At 73.2% G+C, this 13,548-nt stretch carries 11 protein-coding genes; 8 read left to right on the forward strand and 3 right to left on the reverse strand.

Annotated elements, in window-relative coordinates:
• The 3 genes from IO36_RS25320 to IO36_RS25330 form a co-directional block, all read left to right on the forward strand.
• Positions 1 to 511: C40 family peptidase (locus IO36_RS25320; RefSeq protein ID WP_037623248.1), on the forward strand; the 511-nt coding region annotated here is incomplete at its 5' end.
• Positions 512 to 751: 240 nt separating this feature from the next.
• Positions 752 to 1,774: a C40 family peptidase gene (locus IO36_RS25325; protein WP_037623249.1), complete on the forward strand. Its 1,023-nt coding sequence runs from the start codon at positions 752 to 754 to the stop codon at positions 1,772 to 1,774.
• Between the two features lie 77 nt (positions 1,775 to 1,851).
• Positions 1,852 to 3,048, forward strand: coding sequence for a hypothetical protein (locus IO36_RS25330; RefSeq protein WP_051900945.1), 1,197 nt, complete (start codon positions 1,852 to 1,854; stop codon positions 3,046 to 3,048).
• 13 nt (positions 3,049 to 3,061) lie between these two features.
• Here the strand turns inward: IO36_RS25330 and IO36_RS25335 are convergent, their stop codons facing one another.
• Positions 3,062 to 3,586 carry a PadR family transcriptional regulator gene (locus tag IO36_RS25335; protein WP_037623253.1) on the reverse strand — a complete coding sequence of 175 codons (525 nt, stop codon included), beginning with the start codon at positions 3,584 to 3,586 and terminating at the stop codon, positions 3,062 to 3,064.
• Between the two features lie 158 nt (positions 3,587 to 3,744).
• Here IO36_RS25335 and IO36_RS25340 point away from each other — a divergent pair, with 158 nt between their 5' ends.
• Positions 3,745 to 5,073 (forward strand): MATE family efflux transporter, encoded by a 1,329-nt coding sequence (locus IO36_RS25340; RefSeq protein ID WP_037623367.1) that lies wholly within the window; start codon positions 3,745 to 3,747, stop codon positions 5,071 to 5,073.
• Here the strand turns inward: IO36_RS25340 and IO36_RS25345 are convergent.
• Complete coding sequence (locus IO36_RS25345; RefSeq protein WP_245173487.1) at positions 5,034 to 6,239, reverse strand: glycosyltransferase 87 family protein; 1,206 nt, start codon at positions 6,237 to 6,239, stop codon at positions 5,034 to 5,036. The two genes, IO36_RS25340 and IO36_RS25345, sit on opposite strands and share 40 nt — an antisense overlap.
• A gap of 178 nt (positions 6,240 to 6,417) precedes the next feature.
• Here IO36_RS25345 and IO36_RS25350 point away from each other — a divergent pair, with 178 nt between their 5' ends.
• Positions 6,418 to 7,560: a glycosyltransferase family 4 protein gene (locus IO36_RS25350; RefSeq protein WP_037623369.1), complete on the forward strand. Its 1,143-nt coding sequence runs from the start codon at positions 6,418 to 6,420 to the stop codon at positions 7,558 to 7,560.
• 702 nt (positions 7,561 to 8,262) lie between these two features.
• Here the strand turns inward: IO36_RS25350 and IO36_RS25355 are convergent.
• A complete protein-coding gene (locus IO36_RS25355) occupies positions 8,263 to 10,059 on the reverse strand; it encodes an AMP-dependent synthetase/ligase (protein WP_037623255.1) in 1,797 nt (598 codons plus the stop codon).
• Between the two features lie 338 nt (positions 10,060 to 10,397).
• Between IO36_RS25355 and IO36_RS25360 the strand changes: the two genes are divergently transcribed.
• The 3 genes from IO36_RS25360 to IO36_RS25370 all read left to right on the forward strand — a co-directional run bounded on the left by IO36_RS25360 (position 10,398) and on the right by IO36_RS25370 (position 13,347).
• The gene (locus IO36_RS25360; protein ID WP_037623257.1) at positions 10,398 to 11,153 is read left to right on the forward strand and encodes a metallophosphoesterase family protein; all 756 of its coding nucleotides are present in this window, start codon (positions 10,398 to 10,400) and stop codon (positions 11,151 to 11,153) included.
• A 124-nt stretch (positions 11,154 to 11,277) separates the two neighbouring features.
• The gene (locus IO36_RS25365) at positions 11,278 to 11,718 is read left to right on the forward strand and encodes an SRPBCC family protein (RefSeq protein WP_037623259.1); all 441 of its coding nucleotides are present in this window, start codon (positions 11,278 to 11,280) and stop codon (positions 11,716 to 11,718) included.
• A 459-nt stretch (positions 11,719 to 12,177) separates the two neighbouring features.
• Positions 12,178 to 13,347 (forward strand): ArsA family ATPase, encoded by a 1,170-nt coding sequence (locus tag IO36_RS25370; RefSeq protein ID WP_037623261.1) that lies wholly within the window; start codon positions 12,178 to 12,180, stop codon positions 13,345 to 13,347.
• The last annotated feature ends 201 nt before the right edge of the window (positions 13,348 to 13,548 follow it).

Consider the following 13,548-nt stretch of genomic DNA (forward strand, 5'->3'; position numbering starts at 1 on the left):
CGAGCTCGCCAAGAAGAAGAAGGAAGTCCAGAGCAAGCTGGGCTCCGCGCAGAAGCTCCTCAACTCGCTGACGGCGCAGGAGAAGGCGGCCCTGGCCACCCAGGAGCAGGAGCGGGCCACCCGCGCCAGCGAGCGCGTCGACCTCGGCAACAGCAAGGGATCGGGCCGCGCCGGTGCCGCGTTCGCGGCCGCCCAGAGCGTGATCGGCTCCCCGTACGTCTACGGCGCCTCCGGCCCCAGCTCGTTCGACTGCTCCGGCCTCACCTCCTGGGCCTACGCCCAGGCCGGCGTGACCATACCCCGGACCTCCGAGGCCCAGGCCAACGCCGGCACGCGCATCTACTCGCAGAGTGACCTCCAGGTCGGCGACCTGGTCATCTTCTACGGCGACCAGCACCACGTCGGCCTCTACGCGGGCAACGGCCAGGTGCTGCACGCCCCGCACACCGGAGCGGTCGTCCGCTACGAGTCGATCGGCAACATGCCCTTCCAGTTCGGCGTCCGGATCTGATCCGCGCGGGCGGACCGGGCTCGGCGCCCACCGCCCGCGGCGCCCTTCCGCCGCACCGCCCAAACGGGCGAATTGCGACAACTCGCGCTGACCCCACGCCCCGTCGGTGACCTGCGTCTCCGGCGGGGCGTCACTGTGCGTGCCCGCGGGGGTCTTTGGTCGCTGCGTGGTGGCGCGGTTACTGTCTGCCGCGATCCCCCGACGGCGGGGGACCGTCAGCGGAAGGGAGTGCGGCCACCCGTGGGGTTCCATCGCCGCCTTGCACCGACAGGCCTCGACCGGGGCGCCGGCGCCTTCGGTGTCGCCGCCTGCGTGATGTCCGCGGCGGCCGCCGCGCTCGGCACCCTGCCCGCCTCGGCGGCGCCCGCCGGCGACACCCGGGCCGAGGTGGACCGCCTCTACACGCAGGCCGAGAAGGCCACCGAGGCCTACAACGAGGCCGGCGAGCGCGGTGACGCGCTGCGCCGGGAGATCGGCACGGCACAGGACGCCATCGCCCGGCAGCAGGACCGGGTCAACACCATGCGGGACGCCCTCGGTTCGCTCGCCGGGGCGCAGTACCGCTCCGGCGGCCTCGACCCCTCGCTCGCCCTGCTGTTCTCCGCCCACCCGGACGACTACCTCGACCAGGCCTCCGTGCTGGACCGGATCAGCACCCGGCAGGCCGGTGAACTCAAGGACCTCCGGCTCGCCCTGCGCGATCTCGCCCAGCAGCGCGAGGAGGCCGACGGGAAACTCGCCGAACTGGAGCGCAGCCGCACCGCGGTCGCCCGGAACAAGCGGGTCATCGAGGGCAAACTGGCCAAGGCGCGACAGCTGCTCGCCGCGCTGCCGTACGCCGAGCGGGCCGCCTACGGACGGGCGTCGCGCTCGGACCGCGACGACCTGCCCGGCCCCGGCGGCACGGTCGCCTCCTCCTCGCGCGCGGCCATCGCCGTCGCCGCCGCCCGTTCGGCGCTCGGCCGCCCCTACGTCTGGGGCGCCAACGGCCCCGGCGGCTTCGACTGTTCGGGTCTCATGCAGTGGTCCTACGCGCACGCCGGAGTCGGTCTGCCGCGCACCTCGCAGGCCCAGCGGTTCGCCGGGCGGCAGATCCCGCTGTCCCAGGCGCGGCCCGGCGACCTGGTCACCTACCGGTCCGACGCCAGCCATGTCGGGATGTACGTGGGCAACGGCCAGGTCATCCACGCGCCCTATCCGGGCGCCCCGGTGCGCTACGACCCGGTCGGGATGATGCCCATCTCGTCCGTCACCCGGGTCTGACGGCGCGCGGTTCCCGGCCCCGCGCGGGCCGGGCCGGCGGTCCTGAGGGCCGGCACGGGCACCGTACGATCGGGAGAATGGCCGGTCGAAGATGTGCGTCGCGAGCGTGGCTCCCGGTGGTGCTGCTGCTCACCGCGCTCGTCGGCTGCGGCGGCCGGACCGCCCCGGACACCGCGAAGGCCGATGTGCAGCGGGTCCTCGACCGGAGGGCTGCCGCCGTCCTGGACCGGGACGAGACGGCGTTCCGAGCGACCGGCGTCGCGGCCGGCGCCGGAGCGGGCCTCGCCAACCTGCGCGCCGTCCCCCTGGCCGCCTGGTCCTACCGCCTGGACGGTCTGAGCCGCTCCGGGGACAGCGCCACCGCCCGCGCCGAACTGAGCTACCGCATCGCGGGCTACGACGCCGCGCCGGTCACCGTGGACCGGGCCCTGAAGCTGGCCCGTACCGGCGGAACCTGGCGCGTCACCTCCGACGAGCCGTCCGGCAAGGGCGGCGACCAGCTCTGGGACGAGGGGACGGTGACCGCCGTACGGAGTGAGCACAGCCTCGTCCTCGGGGTCGGGCAGTCCGGCGCGCGGCTGCGCTCCTTCGCCGCCCTCGCGGACCGTGCCGTGCCCGCCGTGTCCGGCGCCTGGGGCGCGGACTGGTCGCGGCACGTCGTCGTCCTGGTCCCCGCGTCGCTGGAGGGCATGGCGGGGCTGCTCGGGTCCCCGGCCTCCGGATACCGGGGGATCGCGGCGGTCACCACCGGGGAGGCGGGCGGCTCGGCGCAGGCGCCCGCGGACCGGATCATCGTCAACCCGGACGCGTACGGCGTCCTCGGCGACCTCGGCAAGCAGGTCGTCCTCACCCACGAGACCACCCACGTCGCCACCCGCGCCCACACCACGGCCGCCACCCCGCTGTGGCTCTCCGAGGGGTACGCGGACTGGGTCGGCTACCGGGGCAGCGGGCGGACGCCCCGGCAGGTCGCGCCGGAACTGGAGCGGGCGGTGGCCGCCGGGCAGGTGCCGGCCGCGCTGCCCGACGACGGGGACTTCGGGTTCACCGCGGACGCGGGCGCGCTGGCACGGGCCTACGAGGGCGGCTGGATGGCCTGCCGGCTGATCGCGGACCACTGGGGCGAGGTCCGGCTGAACGAGTTCTACCGCGCGGTCGGCGACCACGGGAAGCGCGCGGGGGCCGTCGAGGCCGCGCTGCGGGACGTGCTGCGCACGACGCCGGAGGAGTTCACCCGGTTGTGGCGGCAGTACCTCGTCGGCCAACTCGGCTGACGCACCCGGCCGTTCAGCCCTCCAGCAGGGCGATGGCCTCGGCCAGCCAAGCCCGCTCCTCCCGGCCCGTCGCCCGCGCCACCCGCAGCATCCCCTGCCGGAACAGGTCGTCGGCCTCCTCCGCGCGCACCGGCTCGCCGTCCCGGTAGAAGAAGCTCGCCGGGGTCTCCAGGAACTCCTGCCGGCGGCGCAGCACGGCGGCCTGCTCCCGGGGGTCGCCCAGGTGGCGCAGGAACGCCAGCAGGGTGTTGAAGCGGACCTGGTCGGTGATCTCGGCCGGCTTGGGCCGCCGCAGCCGCTCCAGCAGGTCCTCGCGGCCCCGGTCGGTCAGCGCGAGGATGCGCCGCGGGGCCGCCCCGCTGCCGGGCTCGGTGTGCTGGTCGAGCAGGCCCTTGTCGACCAGCCGGGCGATCGCCGGGTAGAGGGCGCCGTCGCTGACCGGCCGGACGTGGCCGCTGAGGGCCTTGATGCGCTCCTTCAGCTCGTAGCCGTGCAGGGGCTCCTCGTAGAGGAATCCCAGGATCGACAGCTCCAGCATCGGGTCGGCCCTTCCCTCGTGGGCGCCCCGAGCGGTCGGCGCGTCCGGATGGTTGCAGGGTTCACCCACCCATGGTACCTCTTATCGAGCTACCTCGAAACGAGGTAGCTCGTATCGAGGTGACCCGCACCCAGGTGGCCCGTACCGAAGGAGCCGTCGTGAACGCCCACCGCAAGCAGCTCATAGCGCTGGCCCACCCCGTCTACCTCTCGCTGCTCGCCTCCGTCGCCGCCGGAATCATCAACACCGTCTGGGTCTCCCGGCTGGGCGGCGCCGCCGTGGCCGCCGTAGCCGTCGCCACGAACACCGAGAACGTGCTGCTCGGCGTCGCCCTGGTCTTCGCCTCCGGCACCACCGTGCTGGTCGCGCACGCCCGGGGCGCCCGCGACCCGGGAGCGGTCCGGGCCGCCGTACGCGGGGGCTGGGCCCTGTGCGCCGCGGTCACCCCGGTCGTCGCCCTCGGCGGCTTCCTGCTGCGGGAGCCACTGACCCGGCTGGTCCTCGGCGGTGACGGACGTGCCCTGACCCTCGCCGTCCAGTACTTCGCGATCTCCCTGCCCGGCATCGCCGTCTTCTTCGCGCAGAACCTCGTCGACGGCATCCTCAAGGGCACCGGCGACACCCGCACCCCGCTGCGCCTGGCCCTGCTGGCCAACGGCCTGATCCTCGGCCTCGACCCGTTCCTGATCCACGTCTGGGGCGTCCGGGGCGCCGCCCTGTCGACGGTGCTGTGCCGCTCGGCGGCCCTCCTGGCGGGACTGCGCGCCCTGCGCCGCAACAGCCTGCTGGCCGAGGCGGCCGGCGCGGCCCCGTCCGAGGGCACCCACGCGGCCCTGCGCCGCACCCTGGCCACCGGGCTGCCCATGTCCGCCGACTTCACCGTGCGCCAGGGCGGCGCCCTCGTACTCGTCGCGATCGTGGCCCGGCTCGGGACGACGGCGGTCGCGGCCTACGCGATCGCCTACAAGGTCATGTACGTCGCCACCATGGCGTTCTACGCGGTCCGGCAGGCCGCCTCGATCCACACCGCGCACAGCCGCGGCGCCGGCCGTGACGAGCGGGCCGCCATCGGACGGGGGGCCGTCGCCGTCTCGGGGACCGCCGGCCTGCTCGCCGCCGCGCTCCTCGCCGCCCTCGCCCCCTGGATCATGCGGGCCTTCGGCGCCGGACCCGCGGTCGCCCACGACGGCGTGCTGTTCCTGCGCTGCGTCGGCCCCTATCTGCTGCTGATGGCCTGCTTCATCGCCCTCGGCGGGGTCTTCGAGGGCAGCGGGGGAGCGCCGGTGCTGCTGCGGGTGACCCTGGCCGGTACCGCCGTCCAGCTGCCGCTCGCCCTCGCCCTGTCCGGACGGGGGCTGCCGGGCATCTGCCTGGCCCTCGCGCTGTCCATGACCGTGCAGTGCGCGGCCCTGGCGCTGTGGGCCCGGCGGACCGTGCGCGCCGGGCGTCAGGAGGAGGCCAGGGGCTCCTTGGCGCGGGCCGCCTGAGCGGGGAGCTCCGGCGCCGGCCGGGAGACCGTGCCGCGCCACAGCTGCCGGGCCGCCAGCACCGTGGCGAGGACCAGCAGGCCGTTGCGCAGGACCAGCAGCGTGATGCCCAGCGGGGTGCTGCCCACGACGTCCGCGAACCAGGTCGGGAACTCCAGCACCGTCACGAAGCACGCGACCAGCACCAGACAGGCGGGCACCAGCATCCGGCTCGCCCGGAAGCACAGGCACACCGCGGCGATCCCGACCAGCCACACCAGGTACTGGGGGCTGATGACCCGGCTGGTGGTCGTGAACATCAGGACGGCGACGAACGCCGCGTCCGCCATGGTGTGCGACAGGAACCGCTTGGCGCACAGCCGCCACAGCAGCAGCCAGCCGAAGGCGAGCGCGGTCAGCACCAGCGCCGCCGTGCTCACCGTGTCGACGTAGGGGCCGACGAACTCCACCGAGCCGTAGTTGAGCAGCACCCGCCCGTTCCAGCCGTGGTGCCGGGCCACATGGAAGACGAGGGAGCCCAGCGACTCCACCTCGGTGCCGCGGTCGCGCTGGAACGTCAGGAACGCGAACGCGCCCGGCATCACCGTCCAGAACAGCGCCGCGATCCCGGCCGCGGTGGCCGCAGCCCACGCCCACGCCCGGCGGCGCACGGCCCCGAGCAGCAGCAGCACCGGCCACACCTTCACCATCGCGCCGAAGCCCGTGAGCATCCCCATCACCCGGGGGTGCCGGGAACCCGCGAGCAGCGCGGCGACCGCCACGGCCGTCACCATCACGTCGTAGCGGGCGAACACGGTCGGCCCGAGCAGCGGGACGCCGATCATCCACACCCAGGCGCCGCGCAGCGTCCTGCCCGGACGCGAGCCCGCGTACAGCAGCATGCCGAAGACGATCAGGTCCGCGACGAAGGCCAGCACGAAGAAGGCGTGCGGATAGTCGAGGAACGGCAGCAGGCCGGGGGAGAGGATCGCGAGGGAGGCGGCCGGCGGGTACTGCCAGGTCACGTCGTGCAGCGGGAAGCTGCCGTGCCGCAGCACGTCGTACCAGCCGTGGTAGATCACCGCGACGTCGCTGGTCACGTCCGGCCCCGGGAAGACGTACACCTTGGCCACGAACAGGAGCAGCGCCAGCCGGGTCAGACCCCAGGTTCCGAGCAGGACGGCCATGCCGAACGGGAACCTCGTGCTCCGTGCCCCCGTCATGCCCACCTGGCCCTCATCGTCCGGATTCCGTGTGCCTCGCCGCCGCGCTGTGGCGGAACCAGGGTGACGCACCGGTCTGTGTGCGAGCCGTCAAGCGCGGCCGTGCGGAGCTGTGAGTATAGATTCGATAGTGTCGAACACGATGCACAAGACCCTGATCGTGACGAACGATTTCCCGCCCCGCCCCGGCGGTATCCAGGCGTTTCTGCACAACATGGCGCTGCGCCTGGATCCCGAACGGCTCGTCGTCTACGCCTCGACCTGGAAGCGCGGCCGCGAGGGCGCGGAGGCCACCGCGGCCTTCGACGCCGAGCAGCCGTTCACCGTCGTACGGGACCGTACGACCATGATGCTCCCGACGCCGGGCGTCACCAAACGGGCCGTCGGACTGCTGCGCGAACACGGCTGCACGTCCGTGTGGTTCGGCGCGGCGGCACCGCTCGGGCTGATGGCGCCGGCCCTGCGCAGAGCGGGCGCGACCCGCCTTGTCGCGACCACCCACGGCCACGAGGCCGGCTGGGCCCAGCTGCCCGCCGCGCGCACCCTGCTGCGCCGGATCGGCGAGTCCACCGACACCATCACCTACCTCGGCGAGTACACCCGCTCGCGGATCGCCTCCGCGCTGACCCCGCAGGCGGCGGCGCGCATGGTGCAGCTGCCGCCGGGCGTCGACGAGCGGACCTTCCACCCCGGCTCGGGCGGTGAGGAGGTACGGGCCCGGCTCGGCCTGACCGACCGGCCCGTGGTCGTCTGCGTCTCCCGCCTGGTCCCGCGCAAGGGCCAGGACACCCTCGTGCTCGCCATGCCGAGGATCCTCGCCAAGGAACCGGACGCGGTGCTGCTGATCGTCGGCGGCGGGCCCTACGAGGGCGACCTGCGCAAGCTGGCCGCCGAGACCGGGGTGGCCGGCTCGGTCCGCTTCACCGGGGCGGTGCCCTGGGCGGAGCTGCCCGCGCACTACGGGGCCGGGGACGTCTTCGCCATGCCGTGCCGGACCCGCAGGGGCGGGCTCGACGTCGAGGGACTCGGCATCGTCTACCTGGAGGCGTCTGCCACCGGCCTTCCGGTGGTCGCCGGGGACTCGGGAGGCGCGCCGGACGCGGTGCTCGACGGGGAGACGGGGTGGGTCGTCCGCGGCGGCTCCCCCGAGGACGCGGCCGACCGGATCGTCACGCTCCTCGGTGATCCCGAGCTGCGCCGCCGCATGGGCGAGCGGGGCAGGGCCTGGGTGGAACAGACCTGGCGCTGGGACCTGTTGGCCGAGCAACTCCGAGCCCTGCTCTGACCTCGGGCCCCAGCCCCCGTGCCACCACGCCCGCCCGTCGCCCCCGCCCCGCCCGCGCAGTTCCCCGCGCCCCTGAACACCCGCCCGAGGGGCTGCCACACCTGCCCGTCGGCGCCCGCGGCTCGCCGTGGGCCGTTCGCGCAGTTCCCCGCGCCCCTGGAGGGCCGCCTACGGGGCTGCGGCGTCTGCTCCTCGGCGCCCGCGGCTGGTCGTGGGCCGTTCGCGCAGTTCCTCGCGCCCCTGGAGGGCCGCCCGAGGGGCTGCCCCGTCTGCTCCTTGGCGCCGGCGGCTGGTCGTGGGCGGTTCGCGCAGTTCCTCGCGCCCCTGGAGGGCCGCCTACGGGGCTGCGGCGTCTGCCGGTCGGCGTGTGCGGCTGGTCGTGGGTCGCTCGCGCAGTTCCCCGCGCCCCTGGTCGGCCGCCCCGACGGGCGTCCGTCAGGGGCGCGCCCGTCAGGGGCGCGGGGAACTGCGCGAGCAACCACGACGGACCTCCCGCCCGGGACGGCGCCCCATCCCTACGGCGGGACCCGTCCAGGGGCGCGGGGAACTGCGCGAACGGCCACGACGGACCCCTCCCGCCCGGGACGGCGCCCCACCCCCGCGGCGGGGGCGGAGCTATGGCCATGGAAACGGCTCGGCCCCCTCGTCTGGAGGGGGCCGAGCCGTTGTCGTGGGCCGGGGCCGGAGCCGGTCGCTCGGGCGTCAGCCCCGATAAAGTGCCTCGATCTCGTTCGCGTAATCCTTCGCCACCACGTTCCGCTTCAGCTTCAGCGACGGCGTCAGATGCCCCGACTCCTCCGTGAACTGGTGGGCGAGGATACGGAACTTGCGGACCGACTCGGCCTTGGACACCGCCGCGTTGCCGTCGTCGATCGCGTCCTGGATCGCGGAGACCAGATCCGCGTCCTCGCGCAGCGACTCCGCCGTCGAACCCGCCGGCTTCCCGTGCTCCGCGGCCCACCGGCCCAGGAACTCCTCGTCGACCGTGACCAGCGCGCCGACGAACGGACGTCCGTCGCCGACCACCATGCACTCCGCGACCAGCGCGTGCGCCCGGATGCGGTCCTCTATGACGGCCGGGGCGACGTTCTTGCCGCCCGCGGTGACGATGATCTCCTTCTTGCGGCCGGTGATCCGGAGATACCCGTCCTCGTCGAGGGTGCCGATGTCACCGGTGTGGAACCAGCCGTCGGCGAGCGCCTCGGCGGTCGCGGCCTCGTTGTTCCAGTACTCCTTGAACAGGTGCTCGCCGTGCAGCAGCACCTCGCCGTCGTCGGCGATGCGGATCACGGAGCCGGGCAGCGGCTGGCCGACCGTACCGATCTTCGTACGGTCCCACGGGTTGAAGGCCGTGGCCGCACAGGACTCGGTGAGGCCGTAGCCCTCCAGGACGGTGAAGCCGATGCCACGGAAGAAGTGACCGAGCCGCTCGCCGAGCGGGGCACCGCCCGAGATCGCGTACTCGCCACGACCGCCGAGCACCGCGCGCAGCTTGCTGTAGACGAGCTTGTCGAACGTCTTGTACTTGATCTTCAGACCGAGGGACGGCCCCGAGGGGGTGTCCAGCGCGCGGCTGTACGCGATCGCCGTGTCCGCCGCCTTGTCGAAGATCTTGCCCTTGCCGTCGGCCTGGGCCTTGGCGCGCGCCGAGTTGTAGACCTTCTCGAAGACGCGCGGCACACCGAGGATCAGCGTCGGCCGGAAGGCGGCCAGCTCGTCGGTGAGGTTCTTGATGTCCGGGACGCAGCCCAGCTTGATCGGCGCCATCATCGGCGCGATCTGCACGAGCCGCCCGAAGACGTGCGCGAGCGGGAGGAAGAGCAGGACGGAACACTCACCGGTGCGGAACAGCGGGCGCAGCCGCTCCACGATGTTGCCGCACTCCGCGAAGAAGGCGCGGTGGGTCAGCACGCAGCCCTTGGGGCGGCCGGTGGTCCCGGAGGTGTAGACGATGGTCGCCGGGTCGTCGGCCTTGGCGAGCGAGCCGCGCTCCTCGACGGTGGCGTCGCTGACGTCCGCGCCGAGCCGCCCCAGCTCCTCGACACCGCCGGCCTCGATCTGCCAGACGTGCTCGAGGGCGGGCAGCCGGTCGCGCACCGACTCCACGGAGGCGGCGTGCGCGGGCAGCTCCACGATGCAGGCCCGGGCGCCCGAGTCGCCGAGGATCCACTGCACCTGCTCGGGAGAGCTGGTCTCGTACACCGGGACGGTGACGGCGCCGGCGCTCCAGATCGCGAAGTCGAGCAGCGTCCACTCGTAACGGGTACGGGACATCAGCGCGACCCGGTCACCGGGCCGCACGCCCGAGGCGATCAGACCCTTCGCCGCCGCCTGCACCTCGGCGAGGAAGGTGGTGGCGCTGACGTCCGTCCAGGTACCGCCCACCTTGCGGGCGATCACGGCTACGTCGGGATGCTGCGCGGCGTTTCGGCGGACGATGTCGGTGAGATTTCCGTCCGCGGGGACCTCGTACAAAGCCGGAAGGCTGAACTCGCGCAAGACTGCTGCTCCTCATAGGGCGCCGACGCCACGACTCTGTGTGATGCGACGGTGCGGTCCAAGGCTCGGGCAAGTACTCAAGAGATCACATGTTGAAATCCCGAGTACGACTGGACTGCCCGGACGTTACCCGCCGGTATGGCCTCTTCGACAGGGGGTCCCGGCGAGATGTTCCATGCGTCACACGTGGTGGCGTTCCTGCGCGCACAGTAGTCCAAGCGCTTCCGGGGGTGCCAGTAACCGCAGGTCCGGCCCCCTCTGTTCACGTTTGCCGCACCGGCCTACGCTTGATCGTCATGGCATCCACACCGGTCGGCCGTCCGAGAACGCGCATTCACGTGGTCAGCGACGTGCACGGCAACGCCCGCGACCTGGCCCGGGCCGGCGACGGCGCCGACGCCCTGATCTGCCTCGGTGACCTGGTCCTCTTCCTCGACTACGCCGATCACGCGCGCGGCATCTTCCCCGACCTCTTCGGCGTCGAGAACGCCGACCGCATCGTCGAGCTGCGCACCGCCCGCCGCTTCGAGGAGGCGCGCGCCTTCGGTGCCCGGCTGTGGGCGGGCGTCGGCTCCGACCGTGCCGCGGTGATCGAGAAGGCGGTGCGCAAGCAGTACGCCGAGATGTTCGCCGCGTTCCCGACACCGACGTACGCGACCTACGGCAATGTCGACATGCCGACCCTGTGGCCGGAGTTCGCCGGACCGGGCACCACGGTCCTCGACGGCGAGCGGGTCGAGATCGGCGGGCGCGTCTTCGGGTTCGTCGGCGGAGGGCTGCGCACGCCGATGCGGACGCCGTATGAGATCAGCGACGAGGAGTACGCGGCCAAGATCGAGGCGGTCGGCGAGGTCGACGTGCTGTGCACCCACATTCCGCCGGAGGTCCCGGAGCTCGTCTACGACACGGTGGCGCGCCGTTTCGAGCGGGGCTCACGCGCCCTGCTGGACGCGATCCGGCGCACGCGCCCCCGGTATGCGCTCTTCGGCCACGTCCATCAGCCGCTCGCCCGGCGGATGCGCGTCGGGGCGACGGAATGCGTCAATGTGGGGCACTTCGCGGGGTCGGGACGCCCGTGGGTGCTGGAGTGGTGACACGGCGACGGCGCTGAAGGCCAGGTGGGGTGACGGTGCCCGGGGCCGTGCGCGGTAGCCTTCACGCTGCACACACGTGCGCACCACCCTCCCTCACCGGACCGCATCTCGAGGAGCCACCGCGATGGCGGAACACACCAGTTCGAGCATCACGATCGAGGCGGCACCGGCTGACGTCATGGCGGTGATCGCCGACTTCGCCCGGTACCCGGACTGGACGGGTGAGGTGAAGGAGGCCGAGGTCCTCAAGACGGACGAGCAGGGCCGGGCCGAGCAGGTCCGTCTCGTCATGGACGCCGGTGCCATCAAGGACGACCAGACCCTCGGCTACACCTGGACCGGGGACCACGAGGTCTCCTGGACCCTGGTCAAGTCGCAGATGCTGCGCTCGCTGGACGGCTCGTACCTCTTGAAGCCCGCGGGCAAGGGGGCCACCGAGGTCACCTACCGGCTGACCGTCGACGTCAAGATCCCCATGCTCGGCATGATCAAGCGCAAGGCCGAGAAGGTCATCATCGACCGAGCCCTGGCCGGCCTGAAGAAGCGCGTAGAGGAAACGGCCTAGCCCCCGAAGGGGGCCGCACCGACAACCCGGCCCGATCTGCCCGGCGTCTCATCCCGCCGCAGGTCCGGTGGCCCCACAACCAGGTCTTCGCCCCCTCCGCCCCTACCCGTCCCACCCCGGGGCTCCGCCCCGGACCCCGCTCCTCAAACGCCGGAGGGGCTGAATACTCGCCCGGCCGGGCTGAATGCTTGCCCGGAGGGGCTGAATGCTCGCCCGGCCGGGTTGAATGCTTGCCCGGCCGGGTTGAATGCTTGCCCGGCCGGGTTGAATGCTTGCCCGGCCGGGTTGAATGCTTGTGAGGGACTGCGCCCGGGCCACCGCACACCCGCAGCCGGGATTCGGCGTGAGGGGCCGTGCCGGTACATCGATGCCCGTCGCCACTAACGTCCACATCTCTGTCCAACGGCGACGGGCTGATGCACCGGCACGGCCCCGACCCACCCAGTAGCGTTCACCCCCATGCGCACCATCCTGATCACAGGCCAAGGCGGCACAGGCCGTACCACCGTCGCCGCCGCCACCGCGCTGAACGCGGCGAGGGAAGGCACCCGCACCCTCCTGCTCACCGCCGACCGCACCGACACCCTCGGTGCCGTCCTCGGGGTCCCCACCGGCCCCGACCCCGTGGAAGCCGAGAACGGCCTCACCGTCTGGCGCCCCGACGCCGCCGCCCGCTTCCGCGACGATCTCACCGCCTTCCAGAAGCGGGCCACCACCGCCCTCGACCTCCTCGGCGCCTCCCGCCTGGACGCCGAGGAGGTCACCCCGCTGCCCGGAGCCGAGGAACTCGCCCTGCTCCGCGCCCTGCGCGACGCCGCGCTCTCGGAGGCGTACGGCCTGCTCGTCGTGGACCTGCCCCCGACCCCGCAGGCCCTCGCCCTCCTCGCACTGCCCGAGGAACTCCGCCGCTACCTGCGCCGCCTGCTCCCGCCGGAGCGCCAGGCGGCCCGCGCCCTGCGCCCGGTCCTCGGACGACTCGCGGGCGTGCCGATGCCCGCCGACTGGCTGTACGAGACCGCGGGACGCTGGGACGTCGAGCTGGCCGCCGTGCAGGCCGTCGTCGAGGACCGCTCCACGACCGTACGGCTGGTCGCCGAGCCCGGACCCGCCGGCACGGACGCCGTCCGCACCGCCACCACCGCGCTGGCCCTGCGCGGCCTGGCCGTGGAGGGCCTGGTCGCGAACCGGGTGCTGCCCGGCGCCCCGCACGACGCCTGGCTCGGCGCCCTCGCGGCCCAGCAGCGCAAGGCCCTGGAGGAGTGGCGGGAGACGTACACGGTCCACGAGGTCCCGCACCGCGGCCACGACCCGCGCGGCACCGACGACCTCGCCTCGCTCGCCGTGCCCGGCGTCAACACCGCGCCCACCCCCGTCGAGTGGCCCGTCACCGACCACCTCGCCGAGGACGGGGTGCTCGTCTGGCACATCCCGCTGCCCGGCGCGATACGCGACGAACTCGACCTCATCCGGCGGGGGGACGAACTCGTCGTCTCCGTGGGCCAGTTGCGCAGGATCGTCCCGCTCCCGTCGGCGCTGCGCCGCTGCACGGTGGCCGGAGCGGCCCTGCGCGAGGGCGAGCTGCGCGTCCGCTTCACCCCCGACCCGGGCCTGTGGCCGCGCGAGAAGTGACAGCGCTGTGGCCGCGCGAGAAGTGACGGCGAGAACCGACAGCGCGAGAACCGACAGACCGAGAACCGACAGACCGAGAACCGACAGACCGAGAACCGACAGACCGAGAACCGCGAAGTGCCCGGGGAGGAGTGACCACGCCCTCGCCCGGGGCACCCGTGACGGTGAACCGGGTACCCCCGTTCGGGTAACGTCGAAGGC

Source organism: Streptomyces aureus (genome assembly GCF_000725495.1).
In the GTDB taxonomy this organism is placed as follows: domain Bacteria; phylum Actinomycetota; class Actinomycetes; order Streptomycetales; family Streptomycetaceae; genus Streptomyces; species Streptomyces aureus_B.